Source organism: Bacteroides sp. 51 (assembly GCF_010500965.1).
In the GTDB taxonomy this organism is placed as follows: domain Bacteria; phylum Bacteroidota; class Bacteroidia; order Bacteroidales; family Bacteroidaceae; genus Bacteroides.
Genome location: NZ_QVMI01000011.1, coordinates 41,982 through 67,764 on the forward strand (window position 1 = coordinate 41,982; position 25,783 = coordinate 67,764).

General features: G+C 40.5%; 18 protein-coding genes. 12 read left to right on the forward strand and 6 right to left on the reverse strand.

What is annotated here, in order from left to right:
• The first annotated feature begins 7 nt into the window (after positions 1-7).
• Positions 8-646 (forward strand): YiiX/YebB-like N1pC/P60 family cysteine hydrolase, encoded by a 639-nt coding sequence (locus D0T87_RS10305; protein WP_163175045.1) that lies wholly within the window; start codon positions 8-10, stop codon positions 644-646.
• A gap of 34 nt (positions 647-680) precedes the next feature.
• On the opposite strand, the gene D0T87_RS10310 is transcribed toward D0T87_RS10305, so the two are convergent.
• The 5 genes from D0T87_RS10310 to D0T87_RS10335 form a co-directional block, all read right to left on the reverse strand.
• Positions 681-1,133: a hypothetical protein gene (locus tag D0T87_RS10310; protein WP_163175046.1), complete on the reverse strand. Its 453-nt coding sequence runs from the start codon at positions 1,131-1,133 to the stop codon at positions 681-683.
• Positions 1,134-1,195: 62 nt separating this feature from the next.
• Positions 1,196-2,287, reverse strand: a complete 1,092-nt coding sequence (locus D0T87_RS10315; protein ID WP_163175047.1) for a DUF6340 family protein — start codon at positions 2,285-2,287, stop codon at positions 1,196-1,198.
• Between the two features lie 494 nt (positions 2,288-2,781).
• Entirely contained in the window at positions 2,782-6,081 is a 3,300-nt protein-coding gene (gene secA / locus D0T87_RS10325) for a preprotein translocase subunit SecA (RefSeq protein ID WP_163175048.1), read from the reverse strand.
• A 163-nt stretch (positions 6,082-6,244) separates the two neighbouring features.
• Positions 6,245-7,816: an alkaline phosphatase family protein gene (locus D0T87_RS10330; protein WP_163175049.1), complete on the reverse strand. Its 1,572-nt coding sequence runs from the start codon at positions 7,814-7,816 to the stop codon at positions 6,245-6,247.
• A complete protein-coding gene (locus D0T87_RS10335) occupies positions 7,813-9,024 on the reverse strand; it encodes a DUF4105 domain-containing protein (protein ID WP_163175156.1) in 1,212 nt (403 codons plus the stop codon). Before D0T87_RS10335 ends, D0T87_RS10330 begins: the two co-directional genes overlap by 4 nt.
• Positions 9,025-9,391: 367 nt before the next feature.
• Here D0T87_RS10335 and D0T87_RS10340 point away from each other — a divergent pair, with 367 nt between their 5' ends.
• The 10 genes from D0T87_RS10340 (at position 9,392) to D0T87_RS10385 (ending at position 22,731) form a co-directional block, all read left to right on the forward strand.
• Entirely contained in the window at positions 9,392-10,123 is a 732-nt protein-coding gene (locus D0T87_RS10340; protein ID WP_370526837.1) for a type III pantothenate kinase, read from the forward strand.
• Positions 10,110-11,402, forward strand: a complete 1,293-nt coding sequence (locus D0T87_RS10345) for a hypothetical protein (RefSeq protein WP_163175051.1) — start codon at positions 10,110-10,112, stop codon at positions 11,400-11,402. Before D0T87_RS10340 ends, D0T87_RS10345 begins: the two co-directional genes overlap by 14 nt.
• Positions 11,403-11,441: 39 nt before the next feature.
• Entirely contained in the window at positions 11,442-12,779 is a 1,338-nt protein-coding gene (locus D0T87_RS10350; protein WP_163175052.1) for a hypothetical protein, read from the forward strand.
• A gap of 8 nt (positions 12,780-12,787) precedes the next feature.
• Complete coding sequence (lptC, locus tag D0T87_RS10355) at positions 12,788-13,438, forward strand: LPS export ABC transporter periplasmic protein LptC (RefSeq protein ID WP_163175053.1); 651 nt, start codon at positions 12,788-12,790, stop codon at positions 13,436-13,438.
• A complete protein-coding gene (locus tag D0T87_RS10360; RefSeq protein ID WP_163175054.1) occupies positions 13,435-14,688 on the forward strand; it encodes a hemolysin family protein in 1,254 nt (417 codons plus the stop codon). The genes lptC and D0T87_RS10360 overlap by 4 nt, the downstream gene beginning before the upstream one ends.
• Before the next feature lie 143 nt (positions 14,689-14,831).
• Complete coding sequence (locus D0T87_RS10365) at positions 14,832-16,970, forward strand: peptidylprolyl isomerase (protein ID WP_163175055.1); 2,139 nt, start codon at positions 14,832-14,834, stop codon at positions 16,968-16,970.
• Positions 16,971-17,140: 170 nt separating this feature from the next.
• Positions 17,141-18,421, forward strand: coding sequence for a serine dehydratase subunit alpha family protein (locus tag D0T87_RS10370; RefSeq protein ID WP_163175056.1), 1,281 nt, complete (start codon positions 17,141-17,143; stop codon positions 18,419-18,421).
• 195 nt (positions 18,422-18,616) lie between these two features.
• Positions 18,617-19,681 (forward strand): tellurite resistance TerB C-terminal domain-containing protein, encoded by a 1,065-nt coding sequence (locus D0T87_RS10375; protein ID WP_163175057.1) that lies wholly within the window; start codon positions 18,617-18,619, stop codon positions 19,679-19,681.
• On the forward strand, positions 19,671-21,728 hold the full coding sequence (locus tag D0T87_RS10380; protein ID WP_163175058.1) for a BREX system ATP-binding domain-containing protein: 2,058 nt from the start codon (positions 19,671-19,673) through the stop codon (positions 21,726-21,728). The genes D0T87_RS10375 and D0T87_RS10380 overlap by 11 nt, the downstream gene beginning before the upstream one ends.
• A gap of 4 nt (positions 21,729-21,732) precedes the next feature.
• On the forward strand, positions 21,733-22,731 hold the full coding sequence (locus D0T87_RS10385) for a toxic anion resistance protein (protein ID WP_163175059.1): 999 nt from the start codon (positions 21,733-21,735) through the stop codon (positions 22,729-22,731).
• Between the two features lie 110 nt (positions 22,732-22,841).
• Here the strand turns inward: D0T87_RS10385 and D0T87_RS10390 are convergent, their stop codons facing one another.
• Positions 22,842-23,429: a peptidylprolyl isomerase gene (locus D0T87_RS10390; RefSeq protein WP_163175060.1), complete on the reverse strand. Its 588-nt coding sequence runs from the start codon at positions 23,427-23,429 to the stop codon at positions 22,842-22,844.
• A gap of 490 nt (positions 23,430-23,919) precedes the next feature.
• On the opposite strand from D0T87_RS10390, the gene ilvD reads away from it, so the two are divergent.
• Positions 23,920-25,719: a dihydroxy-acid dehydratase gene (ilvD, locus tag D0T87_RS10395; protein WP_163175061.1), complete on the forward strand. Its 1,800-nt coding sequence runs from the start codon at positions 23,920-23,922 to the stop codon at positions 25,717-25,719.
• Positions 25,720-25,783 lie beyond the last annotated feature (64 nt).

Here is a 25,783-nt window from a genome sequence, read left to right on the forward strand (position 1 = left end):
AATGCAAATGAAAGTATATATATTGACTCTCTTGTTGTTTTTGTCAGCAAATACATTTGCACAGGACTTCCAGTTAAAGAATGGAGATCTGATATTTCAGGAAGCCTGTCCAAGAGACTCGGAGAATCCGATAAAACAGGTAACCAGTAGCGTGGAAAATTATCAGTTCACCCATGTCGGTATGGTTTATATAGATAACGATAATTGTATTTTTGTACTTGAAGCCACCACTCCCAAGGTAACTCTTACCCCCTTGAATGAGTATCTTTACCCTTCAAAAGATGCAGATTGTTATCCCATATCGATTGTAGGGCGTTTGCGACAAACTTATCAATTACTTATTCCCCAGGCATTGGAAATAGGGATTACTCTTATAGGGAAAGATTATGATTATGGTTTTGTTTTAGGCAATGACAAATACTATTGTTCGGAATTAGTATATGAAATACTGAAGCAAGCCAATAGCGGGAAAGAAATCTTTCCACTCAACGTCATGACTTTCAAGTCTCAGAGTACCAATGAAACTGCCAGGGGCTGGGTTGAGCATTTCAATAAACATGGATTACCAATTCCCGAAGGGGAGGAAGGGATTAATCCGGGAGCAATGTCACGTTGTGATGTGGTAGAGATCGTTTATTGTTACTAATTATAGAAAAGGTGTTGATAAACAACACCTTTCTTTATTTTTCAAGTAATTCCTTTAAGAAATGATCCAATTCCTCGTCCAGGCCTTTCAGTAGCTCTTCATTAACAAGTAGGGTATCATCATCTATAAGGAGAAGATCGGTAATTGTTTCTTTTTCTTCGTCGACCAGAACAAATGAATAGGGTTGTATGATAGGAAGATTGTCAAAACTCCCATCCTCTTTCATTCTGTTAAGAATAACGCGAAGAATGCGTTCCGCGTCCTTGTAAAAATCAACACCGTCACCATCGTAAGCCAGCCATTCTTCAACGGTTGTACATGCCAACTCTTCGTCGTTATCATCGAATATAAATAATTCCCCCGAACTATTGACTGGTTGAAGATGAATATCTGTAACGATTGTTTGTTCGCAGTCACATGGATACTTTCCTATCGCTTTACGGATAGTCGATTCAATCAATGATTGCGATTGTTGACTTAGTTTCATAACCTTGATGCTTAATTAGTTTTTCAAAGGTAATAAAAATATGGGTAATCTAGTAAATCCGACTAAAAATCATCATTAAATCGGTCCATTTGCATCTTTAACTTTGCAAAACTCTCCTTTCTTTTCGATAAGTCGACTTGATTATAGTAGATATATCCTAGATCTCCGGACAAATGGGCTTCTGACAAAACACTATCTTCTGTTATATTATTGGCCACTTTTATTAACTTTATGGCTTCTTTTCCCCATTCTTCTGCCTTTTCCAAATCATCTTTCATTTCATAATAGAGTGATATGTTGGAAGCAATGCGTGCTTTCTTTTTCCCTTTTTGAGTCTCATATGCCCGTTCCCAAAGCGTAAAGGCCTTATCCCAATTGTTAGATTGAATAAAGAATGCTGCATCTCGCATTTCGGATGAGCCATTGGCAAAATAATACCGGTTGACAGTATTCCAATGCGGCGTCATATACTTAGTTGGGATGGTACCGGCAAAATCTGAAGCTTCATTAATCAACTGTTCATCCGAAATAACTTTAGTTCGTGCATTTGATACTGAATTGGCGAGGCCTTCCCAGAAGATGCTGTCACTTCCATTAATCATCACTAAAGGAGAATGGCGATTGGGAATGTATAAATTCACTTTAGGATATACTTTTGCATCTGTATTGCCCAGAAAACCCATTTCTCCCATAGGATACACTTGCTTTTGTACGATGATTTGAATTTCCTCCAATGCAATCAGCATGTCCACATCCAGAGTCTTTATGAGTTCATTGACATCTTTTTTGTTTAGTGTGGCTTCTTTTTGGGTTGCTCCACTGACCTGCAAGGCAGAGTCACAAACAACAACTTCATTAAAATAGTTTTCTGCCGCTACAGCTTCGGCCAATGATTCGGTTGTTATTCTCGGATCACCATTTACTCTGTATCTTTCAAAGAATCCATTTGTCTTATCTAAAAGTATGCTGTCTGTCTCAGTATGAATACGGCCAAGGGGTTCACTCACATTATTAACAATAGCAACCCGCTTAATTTGAGATGGAAAGCTAATGTCTGCAGGAACCAAATAGTCGATAGGAATAACATTGACTGTTTGGCAAGAATAAAGTATAAAACCAATTATTATGGCATGAATGAAACCGATTTTCTTCATAGCTTGTGGAGCGTTTAACTTAATAAGCAAAAATAAGACTTTTATTCTACTTCATATATTTTCTACTCCATTTTTTTAGAAAGAATATCACTACTGTCCACTAAAGAACGGACGATTAAAAATTAAATAAATTTGGTTCACTTGAACCGCTTCGTTCTTTGATATTTTTGAAATTAAAAGAAGAGTTCAACCTGCCATCTGTTTTTATAAAGTTCAGCAACTATAGCTTTGCTTTCGTGTACTGACGCTGTCGATATATGGAAGAAAGCGGGTATCTGAGTCTCTACATCATATAGAGTGTGTACTTTTGAGGAGCTGTTGTTATTTAATGCACTCTTTAGCAGGGATATAGGAAATGTGAACCGTGAAGCTTGAGATGCCAGGGCAATTGGTGCTGCATACCTTTATGCCTGATAAATAACCTAAACCTTATGTAATGAAAAGCCCCGGCACTTCACAAGGCCGGGGCTTATGTTTTTAAAGACATTGTTTAATTAAACACGTCCGTGGCAGTTTTTATATTTCTTGCCGCTTCCACAAGGACAAGGATCGTTACGTCCTACGGTCTTTTCTACACGAACCGGTTCGCGTTTTACTTCGCGGGTATCACGTTGTGCAGCCGCCTGTTGGTTCGGATCGTTCAAATTGTCCAGATCTTGTTTTGATTCACGATATTTGCTCAAATCCTGGCGAGCCTCAGGAGCCGCCTGGCGTACTTGTCCCGGATCTTGTATTGGAATCTGGCCACGCATCAGGATAGATATTGTTTGGTTGTTCAGTTTTTCAACCATGGTGTCAAACAGATTAACGGACTCCAGTTTGTAGATCAACAAAGGGTCTTTCTGTTCGTAGCTGGCATTCTGTACCGAATGTTTCAATTCGTCCAACTCACGGAGGTTTTCTTTCCAGCATTCATCAATGATATGAAGCAAGATGGATTTCTCAAAAGACTTAACGACCTCTTTACATTCACTGTCGTAAGCAGCTTTCAGGTTGCATGAAATGTTATACATGCGCTTTCCGTCGGTAACCGGAATCATAATGTTTTCATACATGTGACCTTGGTTCTCATACACTTGTTTGATAACCGGGTAAGCTACTTGTGCCATTCTGTCCATCTTGCGCTTGAAGTTCTCCATAGCCAGGTCGAATGCCTTTTCAGCAAGCTTCTCCTTCTTTATATTGCGGAAATCTTCTTCTGTGAAAGGAGCATCCATAGCCAGGGTTTGAAGCATATCGAACTTACAGCCTTCGTAGTCATTGTTTTCGATAGAAGCTGCACATCTATCCCAGATCATATTGGAGATATCCATGCCGATACGTTCACCGATTAGTGCGTGGCGACGTTTGGTGTAAACTACTGTACGTTGTTTGTTCATAACATCGTCGTACTCAAGCAAACGTTTACGGATACCGAAGTTATTTTCTTCCACTTTCTTCTGTGCGCGCTCAATGGAATTGGAAATCATCTTATGCTCGATCATCTCACCTTCTTTGAATCCTAAGCGGTCCATAACGCTGGCAATACGGTCGGATGAGAACAAACGCATCAAATCGTCTTCCAGAGAAACAAAGAACACGGAAGAACCCGGGTCACCCTGACGTCCGGCACGACCACGTAACTGACGGTCGACACGGCGTGATTCGTGACGTTCGGTACCGATGATTGCCAAACCACCTGCGGCCTTAACTTCCGGACTTAACTTGATGTCGGTACCACGACCTGCCATGTTGGTTGCAATAGTCACAATACCTTTTGTACCTGCCTGAGCTACAATGTCTGCTTCTTTCTGGTGTAATTTCGCATTCAATACGTTATGCTCAATTTTACGCATGGCAAGCATCTTACTCAACATTTCGGAGATTTCAACTGAAGTCGTACCTACCAGAACAGGACGTCCGGCGGCTACCAGTTGTTCAACCTCTTCAATAACGGCTTTATATTTCTCGCGTTTGGTTTTATAAACGCGGTCATTCATGTCTTTACGGGAAATCGGACGGTTGGTTGGAATAACAACAACGTCCAGTTTGTAGATATCCCAGAACTCACCTGCTTCTGTTTCGGCCGTACCGGTCATACCCGAAAGTTTATGGTACATACGGAAATAGTTCTGCAAAGTGATGGTTGCGAAGGTTTGTGTAGCTGCTTCTACTTTCACACGCTCTTTAGCTTCGATAGCCTGGTGTAAACCGTCGGAATAACGGCGACCTTCCATAATACGTCCGGTTTGCTCGTCTACAATTTTAACCTGGCCATCCATAACCACATATTCGTCGTCTTTTTCGAACATGGCGTAGGCTTTTAATAGCTGGTTGATAGTGTGTACGCGCTCCGATTTGATCGCATAGTTGGTCATCAACGCATCTTTCTTTTCCAGTTTTTGCTCATCGTTCAATCCGACTTCTCCTTCGAGTTCCGAGAGTTCCGATGCGATATCAGGCAATACGAATAAGGTCTGATCTTCGGCATTACCTGTAATCAGGTCGATACCCTTATCTGTAAGGTCTACACTGTTGATCTTTTCATCAATAACAAAGTATAACGGTTCGGTCACCTCGGGCATACGTTTGTTGTTTTGCTCCATGTAGATCTCTTCAGTCTTCAGCATACCGGCTTTGATACCTTGTTCGCTGAGGAACTTGATCAACGCTTTATTCTTGGGTAACGCTTTGTGGCTGCGATATAATGAAAGGAAACCTTCTTCCACCTCTTTCTTGTCATCGGAAGCAATCAGGCGTTTGGCCTCTGTCAGATACTTAGTAGCCAGGCTCTTTTGTATATCCATCAGTTTTTCTACCAAAGGACGAAGCTGTTCAAATAGCTGGTCTTCACCTTTAGGCACAGGACCGGAGATGATCAATGGCGTACGGGCATCGTCAATCAATACAGAGTCGACCTCATCGACGATGGCATAATTGTGCTGGCGTTGCACCAGGTCTTTGGGGCTGATAGCCATGTTGTCGCGCAGATAGTCGAAACCAAATTCATTGTTTGTTCCGAACGTAATATCTGCCAGATAAGCCTGACGGCGACTGTCTGAGTTGGGTTGATGCTTATCGATACAATCTACGCTTAATCCGTGGAACATATAAAGAGGTCCCATCCATTCGGAGTCACGTTTTGACAGGTAGTCATTTACCGTTACTACATGTACACCATTTCCGGTCAGTGCATTCAGGAATACCGGCAGGGTGGCTACAAGCGTTTTACCTTCTCCGGTAGCCATTTCGGATATCTTTCCTTTATGAAGAACAACACCACCGAAGAGCTGTACATCATAATGTATCATGTTCCAGGTCACCTCAGTTCCACCGGCTACCCAATGGTTTTGGTAGATGGCTTTATCGCCTTCGATGCGTACAAAATCTTTGGTTGCAGCCAACGTGCGGTCAAAGTCGGTAGCTGTAACTACAATTTCTTCGTTTTCGGTGAAACGTCTGGCTGTATCTTTTACGATAGAGAAAGCAACAGGCAGTACCTCGTCTAATGCTTTTTCGTAGATTTCCAGTATCTCTTTTTCCAGTTTGTCGATCTGTGCAAATACACCTTCACGATCTTCAAGCTCAAGGCTTTCAATGCTAGCCTTTAATTCTTCGACTTTAGCACGTTCTGCTGTAGCAGAATTGTGGATATAAGCCTTTAGCTCTTCGGTCTTAGCGCGGAGAGCATCGTTATCCAGCTTTTCAACTTCCGGGTAAGCGGCTTTGATCTTATTTACCCAGGGCTGGATTTCTTTCATATCTCTTGTCGCTTTATTACCAACAAGCTTGCTTATGAATTCATTAAATCCCATTGTATATATTCTATTATTTAATTAGCTAAAATTTTAATGCGCACAAAGTTACGCTAATAAGTTGAAAGTTGAAAGTTGAAAGTTGAAAATTAAGTACTTGTGAAAGTATTTATGATACTGTAATGCTCAAAATAACTTTCAACTTTCAATTTTCAATTTTCAACTAAAAAAGGGGAGTGGAGGCACATGCATTCGGGGCACGTATCCTCATGAAGTGTGCCAGGGTCGGCGCTATGTGGTCAACGGTTACAGGCGTGTGAATGATTTCCGGTTTGATGGAACTGCCCAGAAAGATCAGAGGCATAGGGCTATGAGCATAGCGCACAACAGGGTTTACCTGTGCATTCTCATTAACGATGGTCCATCCTGGCAATACGCTGATTACCAGGTCGCCGGAGTATTTGCGGTTGAACGCATTTCTTTTTTTCTGAATATCGGGACTCCATGCACCTAGTAACAGGCGGTTTGCGGAGAAAACTTCGTCTACTCCACTAAATTGAATCAAAAATTCGGCCGACTTGGTTTGCACGTCGGCAAGGCTAAGTTGCTTTTCTTCAATCAATTTGTGGTTCAGGTATATTTGTTGATCGTAATATCCTTCTACATAATGTCCCTCGCCGTATGAAGCCATGAGATACATGTTTAATAGGGCGGCGCAGCGATTCAGATAGAATTCTCCTCCGGGAATGCGGAATCTGCCTAGATCTACTCCTTCGGGAGCGGTATATCCGGTGGATGTGATAAAGAATATAACGTTTTGCAGGCCGACTTTTTTGTTAACCATCTCAAGCAGATCGGCAATGTTTTTGTCCAACCGGGCATATGTGTCCTGGATTTCAACAGAACCTTCCTGGATGCTTTGGTTGTTGTAGCTGCCTGCATAGAATGTGACGGATAAAAAGTCCGGGGTGTCATCCTCTCCGATGGTCGTATTCTTCAATAAATCGTCTACCAACATATTGACCTCGTCATTGACAAAGGGGCTGTTGATCAATCGTTTGAATTTATATTGTTTGGCGTCGGCAAATTTATATTTGAATGTTTCATTGAAGCGTTCGACTGTAATGTTTTTGTACGATCCCTCGGGATGCAGAGGTGTCCATATCATCGTTTCAATCCGTGAATCGACGGCATTGCGGTCATTATATAGATTAGCCCACCAGGGGAATTCGCTGTAATAGGTAGTACCTGCCCATTTGCCGGTCATGTCATTCATCCAGAATGCTCCATCGGCTGAGTGTCCGGCTCCCAGGATGGCAGCATCGCGAAAGGGGGCAACTGCGTATACAAATCCTTTTCCCAGGGTGGAGGCCTTTAATTCATCTCCAACGGTTGAAGTAAGCAACTGGGAAGGTGCAGAGTTGTCATTGGTGTAATAGCCCAGAAAGTTGGAATCATCTACGCACGAAACGGTTCGAAGGGTAGATATGTCTAACCGGTAGTTGGATATTATTCCATTAAAAGAAGGGGTTGTACCGGTGTATATGGCTGCCATGGCCGATGAACGGTCGGGGTTAGAGAATGTATATTCTGCGTTGAGGAATACTTTTCCCTCTTTCCATAACCGTTTAAATCCTTTCTCACCATATAAAGACGAAAAGGCTTCTATGTAGTCCGTACGCAGCTGGTCAATCGTCAATCCAACTACCATTTTAGGAGTGGCAGGGAGCGATTGGGCTTGTAACCCGGTCAGGGTTAATACAGTCAGAATAGAAGTTAGTATATGGCCTTTCATTTGTCTTTTTTATATGTCAGTACAAGATTGCTTACTGAACGTACCAGCAAACAAAGTGCCAAAGGTAATATAGCTAAATTAAAATGCTGCGGATTTACCGGCCAAATCAAAATAAAAAGTGTTAAAACAATCGTATTTATCAGGTGATAATAGCTTTTCCTGCCTTTAGCTTCCTTGCGTAGGAACAGTGGGAGCAGTAAAATGTGTAGCGGGTGGAATACGAAGATTAAATAATTCGTACCGACAGCCGGATGCTCTGAAAAACATGACAAAAAGGCAAGCACACAACCTGCCAAACCCGCAGCGGCGAATAGAATAAGGTCAATCCCCCAGAGTGATTTCTTTTTTCGTATTCCATAAATGGTAGCCGATGCAATGAGGATAAAAAGTAGAAGCATCGAACGCATGGGTGTTAATGGAAAGGGCTTTTCTTTCTCAATATCTTGTTCGGATACTACTTCTGACACACCACTGACTAAAGGGCGTTTTGTGTTGTTTTCGCCGGCAATCACTGCATGTTTAAATGCATCCATCAGGTATAGCGGAGCAAACATTTCTTCCCGGTAGCTGATCGGGCGGTCTGCTTCAACTCCAAGGCAAAGGTCCATGCCGAAGCGATCCCATTCATGTCCTTTGGACGATTGGTATATGATATCGCGGAAGCTTTGCCAGGGATCTACCGACTGATAAACGATTTTCCCTGAAATGCTTTCTTCTATTTTATCCCGGGGACGGGTAGCACAGTTATCGTAGAAAAAATTATAGCGATATATCCTGTTCTCGGGTTGGTAATTCGTGTACAACAACTCCAACAGGACTTCCTTTTCTTTCGCATTCAGGTTCAGGTTTTGTTGCCATACGGCACGGTTATGATAGGCATACTCTGCTTCAAAACGAGGAAAGTCGACAACCCCGAGCATATAATCCGTTTCGCCTTTTACAAAGCGGTAAATAAAATTCGGGGTGTTGAAGCTGAATACTCCGTAATTAAATACCACATCAATTCCTTTGCCCGGATCTTCATAGCGGATGGCTGTGTGCCCAAAAAGAGAATAAATCTCATCTCCCGGTGCACAGGTTAACAGGCTGAAACGGGTGGAATCGGTATTTGCGATAGTCGCAGACGCGGTATAGCTATACAGTATAGTTAGGAGAAATAGCAAGACGATACTCCTAACTCTATGATTTATGATGCGCTTGAAAAACATGTCGGCAAAGATACAAAGAATTATGAAAAACAAACTCTTAGTTCTATATACATGAAATATATAAGGACTTTTTTGTGTTAATAGAGGTAGGTAGGACCTACCTCTATTAACACAAAAAAATAGCCTGTTATACGCGCGCCCGCGCGCGAGGAAAAGCAAAGTTGATTTTAAATTCTTTACATCGCAATCATAACTCTTAGAGTTGTGAGCATAACTCCTGGAGTTTTCCTGATAACTCTTAGAGTTATGGCAACAACTCTTAGAGTTTTCAGACTATTTCATTAAAGTAGCGTATCTTGATTGTAGTTTCCTTTTTTCTCCTTACATTTGCAGCCGTGTTTGGGTAAAACCGGAAATGAAATTGCTTGTGAATTTAATCATTGATATTGGAAATACGTCTACAAAAATGGCGGTGTTCGAACAGGACACTTTAATCGAAGTATTTTCAGATCCAGGGCAATCACTAGAAGCATTATCCCAAATCGTTTCGTCCTATACTATTGAACAGGGGATTGTAGCAACAGTTGTGAACCTTAAACCGGATATTTCAGAACAACTGAAAGTACTTTCTTTCCCTTTTCTCTGGTTGGGCAAAGACACACCTTTGCCAATCATTAATTTATACGAATCACCCGATACACTTGGTTATGATCGTATTGCAGCAGTTGTAGGAGCTTGTGCCCGGTTTCCGGAGAAGGACATATTGGTGGTTGATGCCGGAACGGCCATTACGTATGAGTTTGTAGATGCAAAAGGCAGGTACCACGGTGGGAACATTTCCCCGGGAGTATACATGCGTTTCAAAGCATTAAACCAGTACACCTCCCGTTTGCCGCTTGTTAACCCGGAAGGCAGAGTGCCGGATATGGGAAAAGACACCGAAACGGCAATCCGGGCGGGGGTGATGAAAGGAGTTGAATATGAAATTCAAGGTTATATTATGTATTTGAGGCATAAATATCCTGAACTTTTGGTTTTTTTAACGGGTGGAGATGAATTTTCTTTTGATTCAAAACTAAAAAATATCATCTTTGCAGACAGATTTCTTGTATTGAAAGGATTAAATAGAATATTAAACTATAATAATGGTAGGATATAAACAAATATCATGTGCAGTTATGCTCATGATATTATCAGGAGTTGCAGTGGCTCAGAATAATACAAATTCTCCCTATACACGTTACGGATACGGTGATTTATCTCCTCAAACTTTCGGGAAAAGTAAGGGTATGGGTGGAGTTGCTTACGGGTTGCGCGACAGCTACCAGGTAAATGCAGTTAATCCTGCCTCGTATACAATGGTTGATTCTTTGACATTCCTGTTTGATGCCGGACTCTCATTACAGAATACAAATCTGAGCGATGGCAAAACGAAAAAGAATGCGGGAAATTCAAGTTTTGATTATGTTGCCATGCAATTTCGTTTGCACCGCAGATTAGGTATGACATTGGGGCTACTGCCTTACTCGAACGTAGGATATAGCTTTACAGCAACCGATACCAGTGACCCTAGTAATATCAGTTATAAAACTTATTCGGGAGAAGGGGGATTTCATCAAGCTTTCCTGGGGGTAGGATTCAAAGTGCTAAAGAATCTTTCCATAGGGGTAAACGCCTCCTATTTTTGGGGAGATATAACCCGTCAGGACCATGTAGGTTTTGCCGAATATCAAAAATATGAAACCTGGCGTGTGAACAACGTGTCTGTAAAAGATTTTAAGTTTGATATAGGGTTGCAATACACGCAAAAAATTAATAAGAAGAATGAGGTTACAATAGGGGCAGTCTTCTCTCCTAAAAGAAATTTGAATAATGATGCTTATCTGCGGACCCAAACAGCTATGAGTACAGGTAATGCTAGTTCACCATATACAGACTATAACGTAGAAACAACAGACTTATATACAAAGTATGGATTACCAATGAGCATAGGTGTTGGTGCCGCATATATATACGATAAACATTTAACCCTCGCTGCGGACTATACTTATCAAAATTGGGCAGATGTGAAATACCAGGGGGAAAATAACTTCTACGATATGCAGAAAATTGCCGTCGGATTGGAATATATGCCAAATCAGTTTGGACGTAGTTACCTCTCGCTTATCAAATATCGTATAGGAGCATATTATTCTACTCCTTATTATAAGGTATATAAGATGGAGAATAACGAAAGAAAACATTATAGAGCATCCAATGAATATGGAGTAACAGTCGGATTTGGCCTGCCATTACCACGTACACGTTCCGTATTAAGTATTTCTGCCCAATATGTTAATGTGTCGGGCAAACAGGTTATGTTGGATGAGAAATATATGCGCCTATGTATTGGCGTGACATTTAATGAACGTTGGTTCTTTAAACGAAAAGTGGATTAATTAGTCTAATAAGTATACTCACACTAAAATTATAATACAATGAAAATTAAAACGCTTGCAGCTATATTGTTCTTTTCGGCGGGAACAATGAATGCCGTTGCACAAGAAGAAAACTGCAACAGCAACAGTAGTATTTCGCATGAGGCGGTAAGAGCCGGAAATTTTAAAGATGCGTATATACCATGGAGAGCAGTTCTGGATAATTGTCCATTGCTTCGCTTCTACACTTTTGCCGATGGTTTTAAAATCCTGCAAGGATTCCTTGATGCAGACAATGCCGCAAATGGTAATAACAGAACATCTGCAGATTATCAGAAGTATTTCAATGAACTAATGGAAGTTCATGATCTACGTATGAAATATATTCCGGAGTTTCAAACAAAAATGAAAGGTGTACCTTCTGTTGCAGATGCACTGGGAACAAAAGCAATCGCTTATCTGAACTATGCGCCAACACTAGATGTTGATTTGGTTTATGACTGGTTTAAGAAATCGGTAGACGAATTAAAAGGCGAATCTTCGGGTACAGTATTGCATTACTTCCTTCAGGCATCCCTGGATAAATTGAAGAAAGAACCTGCACATCAGGAACAATTTATCAAAGATTATCTGAATGCCAGCCAATACATTCAGGAAGCCCTGGATGCTGCTGATAAAGAAAGCACTAAGACAAACCTTACTGTAGTAAAAGACAACGCTGTAGCTATGTTTATTAACAGTGGTGCTGCCAGCTGCTCTTCTTTACAGGAAATCTACGGTCCTAAAGTAGAAGCTAATAAAACAGATCTGAAAGTATTGCAAGAAGCTCTTGACGTAATGAAAATGATGGGATGTACAGAAGAAGAAGCTTATTTGCAGGCTTCACTTTACGCTTATCGCATTGAGCCAACAGTTGATGCAGCTTTAGGATGTGCTTATATGGCATACAAGAAAGGCGATCATGATGGCGCAGTGAAATTCTTCGATGAGGCTATCGGAATGGAAACAGATAATGCAAAGAAAGCAGATTTGTCGTACAGAGCTGCTGCCGTATTATCTGCTGCAAAGAGATTGTCTCAAGCTAGAAGCTATGCACAAAAATCACTTAGCTATGATGAGAACTTTGGTAAAGCTCATTTGCTGATAGCTCAACTATATGCTATGAGTCCTAACTGGAGTGACGAAGGTGCACTGAACAAATGTACGTACTTTGTAATAATCGACAGATTGCAGAGAGCTAAAGCTGTAGATTCTTCATTGACTGACGAAGCAAATAGATTGATCGGTACATACTCCCGCTACACTCCGGCAGCAGCCGATCTGTTCATGCTAGGTTATAAAGCTGGCGACCGTATCACAATTGGCGGTTGGATTGGTGAAACTACAACAATCAGATAATTTTGAATATGTTACGACGAAGTAACAAACGCTTATTCTATACAAATAACAGCATAACAACCACCCTGCCGGTGGTTGTTATGCTGCTTTTATTCCTTTCCTGTACCGGAGGTAAAAAGAACATAGGTGAGGCAATCACTGAACGCGATTCTCTTCCGATGATGAGTACATTAGGAGTTACTACATTTGTATCCGACTCAGGCATAACCCGCTATAAGGTAGAAACTGAAGAATGGCTCATGTTTGACAGGAAGAAACCATCCTATTGGGCTTTTGAAAAAGGGGTTTACCTCGAGAAATTCGATTCAATCTTTCAGGTAGAAGCCAGTATAAAATCAGATACGGCTTATTTCTATGATAAAGATAAGCTCTGGAAGCTGATTGGAAATGTTGAGATACAAAACCTTAAAGGAGAAAGATTTGATACCGAATTGCTGTATTGGGATCAGAATTCCGGTAAAGTATATTCCGATAAACGTATCCGGATAGAACAAATAGACCGGACTATTATCGGACAAGGCTTTGAATCCAATCAACAAATGACGGACTACAAGATTCATAATATGGAAGGTATCTTTTACGTCGATGAAGATGCCGGCGCTGTAAATCCACCGGTAGCACCAGCAGATACCATTTCAACAGATTCAATTAAACGATGACTATTGTCTATCTGCTCATAACCATACTTTTTTCCGCCTTTTTCTCCGGAATGGAAATTGCTTTTATTTCGGTTGATAAATTGCGTTTCGAGATGAATAAGAAGAATAGCATTTCTTATCCTGTTATCTCTTATTTCTTTCGCCATTCCAATAACTTTATTTCCACCATGCTGGTGGGCAATAATATTGCTTTAGTCATTTATGGTATCTTGATGGCTCAGTTGATCGAAGAGAATCTGCTGAAGAACATCATTCATAACGAGTTTCTGATGGTTCTCGTTCAAACCATTATATCTACACTTATTATACTTGTAACAGGTGAATTCCTCCCTAAGACACTCTTTAAGATTAATCCGAACCTGATGCTTAAGGTTTTTTCCATTCCCCTGTTTATCTGTTATATCGTTTTGTTGCCGATTTCATTTTTAGCATCCAGCATATCAACACTTTTTCTACGCTTGTTTGGTGTAAAAGTAAATAAAGAAGCATCAGAAAAGGCTTTTGGCCGGGTCGATCTCGACTATTTTATCCAAACAGGAATAGATAATGCAGAAAGCCAGGAGGAATTAGACTCGGAAGTGAAAATCTTTCAGAATGCCCTCGACTTTTCTACAATAAAGATCAGAGATTGTATTGTGCCCCGAACCGAAGTTGTGGCTGCCGATCTGACCACATCTCTTGATGAACTAAAGAATAAATTTGTAGAATCTGGATTGTCGAAGGTTATCGTATATTATGGAAATATAGATAATGTAGTTGGATATATACATTCTTCTGAAATGTTCCGTAACCCCAAAGACTGGACAGAGAATGTCAAAGAAATCCCGATTGTTCCCGAAACGATGGCGGCGCATAAACTGATGAAGCTTTTTATGCAGCAAAAAAAGACGATTGCTGTAGTTGTTGATGAATTTGGTGGTATGTCGGGGATTGTTACACTAGAGGACCTGGTAGAAGAGATCTTTGGCGATATTGAAGATGAACATGATAATACTTCTTATATATGCAAGCAGTTAACAGAAGACGAATATGTACTTTCCGGGCGCTTGGAAATAGAAAAAGTGAATGAGACTTTCGGTTTGGAATTACCGGAATCGGATGATTATATGACGGTTGGAGGCTTGATCCTCAATCAATATCAAAGTTTCCCCAAAATGCATGAATTGATAGTTATAGATAAGTATCAGTTTAAAATAATAAAAGTAACTTCAACGAAAATAGAACTCGTCCGGTTGAAAATCCTGGAATAAGCCCGAGGCAGGCAGCCAAGTTTTGCTAATCCTGTATTTTTTTAGGATATATGTGGGTGAATATTAGCATTTTTTGTATCTTCGTGCGCTTAATTGACTAGATTAGAAAAAAATAATAATAAAAATAAATTGTACGAACTAAAATGGCAACTTTACAGAACATTAGATCCAAAGGACCTCTATTGATTATTGTTATTGGTCTGGCGCTATTTGCATTTATTGCTGGCGACGCTTGGAAAGTTATGCAGCCGCATCAAACACAAGATGTGGGCGAGGTAAACGGTAAATCACTTTCAGCACAAGAATACCAAACTATGGTAGAAGAATATACTGAAGCGATTAAGTTTTCCAATAACCTGACTGCTTTAACTGACGAGCAAACCAATCAGATTAAAGACGAGGTATGGCGTAATTATGTAAACAATAACCTGATTGAAACCGAAGCAAAAAAGATTGGTTTGACTGTATCTAAAGCAGAAATTCAGGCTATCATTGATGCGGGAATTCACCCCATGTTGCAATCTACACCGTTCCGTAACCCTCAAACAGGTGCATTCGATAAGGATATGCTGAAGAAATTCCTTGTTGACTATTCAAAAATGAATCCTCAAACAGGTACTTCCGAATATATGGAATATTACCGCTCGTTGTACAACTTCTGGACTTTTGTTGAGAAGAGCATTGTACAAAACCGTTTGGCTGAAAAGTATATGGCTTTGATCACTAAAGCTATGGGCTCAAATCCAATCGAAGCTCAGGCTGCTTTTGATGGTAGAGTAAATCAGTTTGACCTGTTACTTGCTGCTGTTCCTTATTCTTCTATCCCTGACTCCACTATTAAAGTAAAGGAGTCGGAAGTGAAGAGTTTGTATGATAAGAAAAAAGAGCAATTCAGGCAGTATGTTGAAACTCGCGATATCAAATACATTGATGTTCAGGTTGTAGCTAGTGCAGAAGATAGAGCTGCTCTTCAAAAAGAATTAGTAGAATTCTCGGAACAACTTACAGGCATGAATGCAGATTATACTTCATTCATCCGTTCTACCGGATCTGAATATCCTTATGTTGACCTGTATTATTCTAAAGAAGCTTATCCTGCTGATGTTATCGCCCGTTTGGACTCTGCCGCTATAGGTGAAGTTTATGGTCCTTACTTCAACGCTTCGGATAATACACTTAACTCTTTCAAGAAGATTGCTAAAACCGTAGCTGCCGACTCTATTGAATATCGCCAGATTCAGGTATTTGGTGAAGATGAAGCTAAAACAAGAATACTTGCCGATAGTATTTATACAGCTATCAAAGGTGGAGCAAACTTCGCAGAATTGGCTAAGAAATATAATCAAAATGGTGAAGCTAACTGGATTACTTCAGCAAATTATGAAAATGCTCCACTTGACGGCGATAATCTGAAATATATTACTGCAATTACTAACCTGAATGTGAATGAAATTTCAAACACTCCGGTTGGTGTAGGCAATATAATCATACAGGTTATGAACAAGAAAGTCATGAAGGATAAATATAAAGTGGCTGTTATAAAAAGACCTGTTGATTTCAGCAAGGAAACATACAACAAAGCTTATAATGATTTCAGCCAGTTTATTGCTGCTAATCCAACCTTAGATAAAGTTGTGGAAAATGCAGAAGATGCCGGATACAGACTACTTGAAAGAAGTGATCTTTATAGTTCTGATCATGGCGTTGGTAGTATCAAAGGAACGAAAGAAGCTTTAAGATGGGCTTTCGGAGCTAAACCAGGTGAAGTTTCTGAGTTGTACGAATGTGGTGATAATGACAGATTATTGGTTGTTGCTTTGGAAGGTATTACCAAAGAAGGTTACCGCTCTATGCAATCAGTACTTACTCAGTTAAGAGCTGAAGTTGTTAAAGATAAAAAAGCTGAAAAGATCATAGGAGATATGAAGGCTTTGAACGCTACATCTTTCGACCAGTATAAATCTATGGCTGATGCTGTAAGTGATTCTGTGAAACACGTTACATTTGCTGCTCCTGCTTATGTTTCAGCATTGCGTAGTAGCGAACCTTTGGTAGGTGCATATGCTTCTGTAGCTCCAATGAATCAGTTAAGCCAACCGATTAAGGGTAATTCTGGCGTAATGGTTATGCAAGTGTATGCTAAGGAAAACCAAAACGAAACATTCGATGCTAAAGCAGAAGAAGGTAATCTACAGAGTATGCACCAGCGTATGTTGAGCCGCTACATGAATGACCTTTATCTGAAAGGAAACGTAAAAGATAACCGCTACTTATTCTTTTAAAGAATACGCAGAATAGTTAAAAAGGAATTTGAACACAGAGACACAAAGGCACAGAGGGAAATTAAAACTCTGTGCCTTTGTGTCTCTGTGTTCATTGTTATTTTTATTAGACGCACTTATAAATCGTTATTTTTGTGTAAGTTTGTAGATAAGAATAAGAACCGGATATAATGACTGATTTGGAAAGAAAACAAATAATAGCTTTGATTCATAGAGAAGTTATGCCGGCTATTGGTTGTACTGAACCTATTGCTGTTGCCTTATGTGTTGCGAAAGCTACTGAAACATTGGGGGTAAAGCCTGAAAAGGTCGATGTATATCTCAGCGCTAATGTATTGAAAAATGCAATGGGCGTAGGAATACCGGGAACGCGTATGATTGGGTTGCCTATTGCCGTTGCACTTGGGGCTTTGATCGGAAAATCAGATTATCAGTTGGAGGTGCTTAAAGATTGTACCCCTGATGTGGTAGAGAAAGCCAAATCATTTATTGATGAGAAACGGGTGAATATCTCGCTAAAAGAAGGGATTGACGAAAAACTTTACGTGGAAGTACGATGTGAAGCAGATAATTCACAAGCTGTAGCTATTATTGCCGGTGGGCATACTTCATTTATCTATATCGCTCGTAATACAGAAATTTTGTTGGATAAACAGCATACGGCTGAACAAGAAGAAGATACAGATGCCCCTGAACTGACATTGCGTAAGGTTTATGATTTTGCGTTAACTGCTCCTTTAGATGAGATTCGTTTTATTCTTGAAACGGCCCGATTGAATAAAGCGGCAGCAGAGAGTTCTTTTGAAGGTAACTATGGACATTCACTGGGTAGAATGCTCCGTGGTAGTCAGGAGTGCAAAATACTAGGGGATACCGTGTTTTTACATATTCTTTCCTATACATCAGGGGCTTGTGATGCCCGGATGGCAGGTGCTATGATACCTGTTATGAGTAATTCGGGTAGTGGTAATCAGGGTATTTCAGCGACATTGCCAGTGCTTATTTATGCAGAAGAAAATGGAAAATCGGAAGAGGAACTGATACGTGCACTGATGCTCAGTCATCTTACGGTGATTTATATAAAACAGAGTTTGGGTCGTCTTTCCGCTTTATGTGGATGTGTTGTTGCTGCCACTGGTTCAAGTTGTGGTATCACCTGGCTTATGGGGGGCGACTTCTGCCGGGTATCTTTTGCTGTTCAGAATATGATAGCCAATCTTACTGGTATGATATGCGATGGTGCTAAACCAAGCTGTGCATTGAAAGTGGCCAGTGGAGTATCCATGGCTGTACTCTCCGCTATGATGGCTATGGAGAATAAATGTGTAACTTCAGTGGAAGGAATCATTGATGAAGATGTAGACCAAAGCATCCGAAACCTGACCAGAATAGGTTCACAAGCCATGAATGAGACAGATAAGATGGTGTTGGACATTATGACGAGCAAATAGAGGTTGGTCTGAATGATTTTTGAATGGATTATTATATTGGTTGTTCTTGCCTTCACTTCAATTCCTGTGGTGATTTTAATTGCTGCTGTATATCAAACTTTCACCTCTGGTCACAGGAGGAAATTAAACGATTATGCCCCTTTTCCCGGAAGTGATTTTAAAGTTAGTTTGAAGGAATATCATGAGATACAAAAAATGGAAAAATTGCTTCCGTATGTATCGAACCGCTTTTGTAAGCAGCGAACGCTTATACTCTATTTCACAATACAAAGGAAATATCACCGAGAAGATGATCGTAGTAAAGATGCTATCCTTCAGTTATGCAAAATTGCTATATTTCAGAAACTGAATTATGATAGTCTGGGGCAGGATGAATTCTATGGGAATTATATACAGCTATTAAATAATCCGGAACTGTGTCAGGCTATATCTACAGAATCGCACAAATTAATAGCTTCTGTTTCTTGGGTCGATGAGAGTCTTTATAATGCATGTACGGATGCTTGGGAAATCTATTATTCTCGCCTGCGAGAAGCCTTTAAACCGGAAAACGTACAGTCATATTATGATGAAGTCTGTTGGTTGGCCGATCGCAACAGTAGCGTTATGACAAAGAGAAAACTTTATCTTGACTCCTATCAGTTTCTGGTAGAAACGGATCGCGAATATTCATTAAGGTTTTATCTGCACTATCTTAATGTTTCTACTGAAATAAAATATCGTAAGATATCGGCCAAAAATAGTAAGAAGCTGTTTCGCAGACAGGGAGAAAAGGAACGATTTGACGCTATCTGTACCGATTTATTGCGGTTTAAGGATATATCAAAAGTCTTGGATCAATTTGATCAGCTACAAATATCTCAACGAAAGAAGATCTCATTAAATATAGAGGCGATTAAGACAGCAGCCGAGAAACAATCTAAGGTCGCGGGTGTGTTGAGTGAGTGGTTGGCCGACGAAGAAGAAGTGCCCGAAACAGATAGAATACCCCAGAAGAATATAGAAGAAAACTCTAGGATGAGATCGCAGGAAAATCCTAAAGATGTTTTGTTTCAGTTATTTATTGATAACTCTTATAGGATAAATAAAGAAGAAGTTGATATATTTGCACGTTCCCACGGACTTTTTACCAGCCAGTTTGTGGAGGGAATTAATGATGAACACTTTGAAGAGCTGGATGATGTGTTGATTGAAGAAGACGAAGAATACTATATATTAAATGAGGTCTATTGCCAGCAAATAAAAGAGCATGAAGATTAAAGTAAAACCAAAAGAAGCTACAGCAATTATTAATTCATTGACAAGCGGAGTTGTTCCGAAAATCGGTGTTCAGCATATTACGGTTGGGCGATCCAACGAAGTAGAAATGGTTCTTAGTGCCTTGGAAGAGACAAAGAACGGCCATAGTATGATGAAGTTCTGGATTGGCAACTATGGTTCGGGAAAGTCATTCATGCTTCATTTACTTACCACGGTTGCTTTAAAGCAAAAGTTTGTAGTGGCAAGTGCCGACTTCACTCCTCATATTCGTTTATATTCCAATGATGGGAAAGGGCAGGCACTCTATACTGACTTGATGAATAATGTAGCTATACAAACAAGACCCGAGGGTGGGGCTTTGCATATTCTTTTGGAGAAATGGATTGAACAAGTAATCGTTACTGCTGCCGGCACTCATGGAATATCTTTAGTAGATATACGTAGTGAGCAATATTTCGGGTTAATTCAGAATGAAATAATAAAGACTGTCAATACAATAACAGAAACCGGTGGGTTTGATTTTGGATTGGCCATTATAAAATATTACGAAGGCTTTATTAAAAATGATGACTCATTGCGTAAGAATGCTTTGCGCTGGTTGAAAGGTGAATATACCACAAAGATTGAGGCTCGTCGGGATTTGGGTGTCAGTGATATTGTGAATGATCGGAATTACTATGATATGTTGAAAAACTTCTGCCGGTTATTTGTTAGCATTGGATATAGCGGCTTTGTTATCAATCTGGATGAAGCCGTCAATCTGTTTAAGATCGCTAATCCGGGTATGCGGCAGCGGAATTTTGAGAAGTTACTGAGCATGTATAATGACTGTTTTCAGGGTAAAGTAGAACATCTTTTCTTTAATGTAGCAGGTACTAACGAGACATTAGAGGACGATAAAAAAGGATTCTACAGCTATGATGCATTAAAGACTCGTTTGAAAATAAATAAATTCGAAACCCAGAAACTACGTGATTATTCGCAGCCTGTTATCCGCCTTATGCCTTTGAGTCACGATGAAATATTTGTATTGCTTTATAACTTACGGGCAATTTTTAATTTCAACTATAACTGCGAACTTGATTTCTCCGATAAAGATATTCAAGTATTTATGGAGGAAATATATAATAAACCGGGTGCTACGGAATTTCTGACTCCACGAGAAGTGATCAGAGACTTCCTTAATATACTGAATATCCTGCGCCAGAACCCGGAAGCGGATAAACAGGAATTGTTTGCTGGAATAAAAGTTGAAGAACGAACAGATGAACATGAGACTGTTCTTGAATCCGAGGAAGATATCAGGCAAAAGAAAATCAAAAGAATAGGGAAGCAATTAAAGAATATACTCTTACCGGATGAGATATTAGAGAAGTTAGCAGATATCCTTTTAGATGATGAAAGCTTGTTGAAAACCGTTTCCGCTTCTTTTAATAATGAGGCGGGAACATTGATTGCCACAGAAAAACGATTGATCTTTATTAGTAAACGCAAGGATGTGAAGTCGTTTCCCTATGGGCAGATTAATGAAATGAGCTATAAAAGCGGGCCACAATATAGTACATTGCACATTTTGCTAAATACGGAGAATCTAAATATTGATTTTATTCCTAACAGCCGTATTAAACCTTTAATACACTTGCTCGAAGCTCAGATTGATATAATTGAACGTAAAACGTTGGCTGCGGAGTTGAAGTACTGGGAGAAAGAAATTGCTGATCCGGATATGAAATCCCATTTAAGCCGCATGAGCCGTATTGCTTATATGATTCAGGAAAAAGACCATACGGCCGGTGAGACTTTCTCAATGCGACATACGGATACGGTTATCAAATTGGTGCAGCAATTAAAGGCGATCGAAGTGTCTGAGGTGATATCTGTTGAGGTTGATGCATCGCGCGAACGTATTGTAGAAGCACTGAAAGTGACACATCAGGCTTTTGAGAATGAATTGGTAAGCATGTTCCAAGCCGATATGTTGGAAATTGATGCCGAAGCAATGGCCTATAAACAAAACTTAAAGAATAGAGGATTAATAAACGAATAATGATATGGAAAATAATCTAATTTCTATCGATCCCGATAAGAGGCTGGAACTGACTTCTGAAGAAGAGAAGAAAGTGGCTGAGTATAAATCACGGATAGATATCAGCAATAAAAGCCAGATGATCCAGTACGGAGCCACCTCTCAGAATAGAATGGTTACCTTCTCGGAAACCGTACTGTCGCAGGTGCGTAATAAAGATATGGGTGGAGTGGGTGAGTTGCTTTCCGGTTTGCTTGCCGATTTGAAATCGTTCGATAAATCCATGAATAAGGGTGGTATCTTCTCCATATTTATGAGTTTAAAGAAGAAGCTGATGTACTTGATGAATCAATATACCAAGGCGGAAACTAATGTTATCCAGGTGGAGCGTCAAATGGAAAAGCATTATCAAACGTTACTGAAAGATATTCATCTCTTTGATAAATTGTACGAGCAAAACGAACAGCATTTCAGAGAGCTCTCATTATATATCTATGCCGGTGAAGAGAAGATTGAAGAATTGAGGAAAGCAGAACTCTCCAATGAAGAACAACAGCAACTTCATTACTTTGAAAAGAAAGTGCACGACTTGAAAATCAGTCGGATGATTTCCTTGCAAATGGCTCCCCAGATCCGCATGATACAGAACAATAGTGCTGTTTTGATGGATAAAATCCAATCCAGTATTGTGAATACTTTACCACTTTGGCGTAATCAGATGGTGTTGGCTTTAGGACTCATACATTCTCAACAGGCGTTGGATGCTCAGAAAGCGGTGAACGATGCAACAAATGAGATGTTGCGTAAGAATAGTGATATGCTCCGTTCTTCCTCTGTACAGTTGGCTAAGGAAAATGAGCGTAGTATTGTAGATATGGATACATTGCACAAAATCAATTCTGACCTGTTTGCTACAATCGATGAAGTACTTGCTATTCAGAATGATGGTCGCCGCAGACGTGGAGAAGCTGAGCAGGAACTGCTAAAAGTGGAGAATGAATTACGCGCTAAGATTAACATGTAGTAAATAACTGCAAAACTTTGTTCAAAAGAAAAGGTTATTCCTGTGTTTGGGAATAACCTTTCTTTTATTTATAGTCCGCATGGAAACCTGGAACCGGCACCTTGCCGGCCTTACCCGTGGCAGTGTCCGCCACAACCTTCGTGGTCGTGATCGTGATCGCCACAACCACCGTCTCCGCAGTCATCGCATCCGCAGTTGCAGCCACCGCCGCCTGTCATCATGTTGATCATGCCTTGAACTTCTTCGTTGGTTGCTTCGCGGTTTTCTACCACTTCACCGATGAAGTTCAGGTCGGCGCCGGCTAATGGATGGTTCATATCCATGATAACGGCATCTTCTTTCACTTCCATTACGGTTCCGTTCAGGCGTCTGCCTTCAGAATCCATCAAAGGAACCATATTTCCTTCTTTGATCATCTCAGCATCGAATTTGCCATTGATTTCAAATATATTCTTAGGTAGTTCGATCACATGATCCTCTTCAAAGTCGCCATAAGCCTCTGTTGATGGGATAGTGAAATCGAATTTATCTCCTTGTTTCAGGTTTACTATTTGATTTTCGAAAGCTTCAAGCGTTGTTCCCAATCCTGATATGAATTGGAATGGGTGATCTGCTTTTGCTTCTTCTACCATCTCTCTCTCTCCGTCTTCGATAGTGTACAATTTGTACGCTACGGTAATGTACTTGTTTGATTCCATTCTATAATTATAAAATTATTAATATCGCGAAAATTAATCTTACAAAGATACGAATAATTTTCAGATATAGATATATACTGTAGTTTAGTTTATGCCATATTGAAACACTGATTAACGCGGATTAACGCAGATTGAGGTAATGATATAAAAAATAACCTGCGTGGATCAGTGTTTTAAAACTTCATGTGATAAAAAACGAGTTTATTCGTTTGTTTTCTTACGAATATTCGTTTTTACATGATTTTTTTATTCAATTTGTTTGGAGTTTATAAAAAAGCCCTTACCTTTGCAATCGTATTTAACAACGGAATATTGCGTTATGATTAACAGCACATCAATCAGCCTATCTCTAATTATTGTCAGCCTCGTGGTGGTCACACTGGGAGCGTGAGGAAGGTTATGTGTGTATTATCGTAAGTATAAAGATATATTATAGGGCCTTTCTCACTTGTGTGAGAGAGGCTTTTTGATTAAAAGAAATCAGAGAAAGATGAAGAAACAGCTACGTAGTTCGTTCAGTACCCAAGGTCGTCGGATGGCCGGAGCCCGTGCATTATGGGGGGCCAATGGGATGACTAAAGAGCAGATGGGCAAACCCATCATTGCTATTGTGAATTCTTTTACCCAGTTTGTGCCGGGGCATGTGCATTTGCATGAGATCGGGCAACTCGTGAAAGCTGAAATTGAAAAGTTGGGTTGTTTTGCAGCAGAATTTAATACGATTGCCATTGACGATGGTATCGCTATGGGTCATGACGGAATGCTATATTCATTACCCTCAAGAGATATTATTGCCGATAGCGTAGAATACATGGTAAATGCTCACAAGGCAGATGCGATGATTTGTATCAGCAATTGTGATAAAATTACTCCGGGTATGCTGATGGCTGCTATGCGCCTGAATATTCCGGCGGTGTTTGTTTCCGGTGGTCCAATGGAAGCGGGCGAATTGGATGGGCAGCACCTGGATTTGATTGATGCCATGATTCAATCGGCCGATGATAATGTAAGCGATGAGCAGGTTGCCCGGATAGAAGCCAGTGCTTGTCCGTCATGTGGTAGCTGTTCGGGTATGTTTACTGCCAATTCAATGAACTGTCTGAATGAAGCCATCGGTTTGGCTCTTCCCGGAAACGGTACGATTGTTGCTACGCACGCTAATCGTATCCAATTGTTTAAGGATGCCGCGAAGATGATCGTAGAAAACGCATATAAATATTACAGAGACGGCGATGAGTCGGTACTTCCAAGAAGTATTGCCACTCGTCCGGCATTCCTGAATGCTATGACGTTGGACATTGCTATGGGTGGCTCAACCAATACGGTATTGCACCTGTTGGCTGTTGCCCAGGAAGCCGAGGTCGATTTCACGATGGATGATATTGACAGACTATCCCGCAAAAGCCCTTGTCTTTGTAAGGTTGCTCCTAATACACAAAAATATCATATTCAGGATGTGAACCGTGCCGGCGGAATCATCTCAATCCTGAATGAACTGGCTATGGGTGGATTAGTAGATACATCCGTTTGCCGTGTAGATGGTATGACGCTGGCAGAAGCGATGGATAAATACGCTATAACCAGTCCGAATGTTCTGCCCGAAGCGATTCAGAAGTATAAAAGCGCTCCGGCAGGTAAGTTTAATCTGGTAATGGGATCGCAAGATACATATTATAAGGAACTGGATGCTGACCGTGCAGAAGGTTGCATCCGCGATATGGCACATGCTTACTCCAAAGACGGCGGATTGGCTGTGTTAAAAGGAAACATTGCACAAGATGGTTGCGTGGTTAAAACAGCCGGTGTAGACGAAAGTATCTGGAAATTCACTGGTCCGGCTAAAGTCTTTGATTCACAGGAAGCTGCTTGTGAGGGTATTCTGAAAGGGCGAGTCGTCAGTGGCGATGTCGTCGTCATTACCCACGAAGGGCCTAAAGGTGGACCGGGCATGCAGGAAATGTTATATCCTACCTCTTATATAAAATCACGCCATTTAGGAAAAGAATGTGCATTGATTACAGACGGGCGCTTCAGTGGGGGAACTTCAGGATTAAGTATCGGGCATGTATCGCCCGAAGCCGCCGCCGGTGGAAATATCGGTAAAGTCCAGGATGGAGATATCATTGAAATTAATATCCCCGAGCGGACAATCAACGTGAAACTGAGTGACGAAGAACTGGCTGCACGTCCAATGACACCAGTCACTCGCCAACGTTACGTACCTAAGAGCCTGAAAGCATATGCCAGTATGGTAAGTTCGGCCGATAAAGGAGCAGTACGTATTATTTGATTTACAATTTACTGATTTACAATTTACCATTTAATACATTGTAAATCAGTAAAGACAATGAATA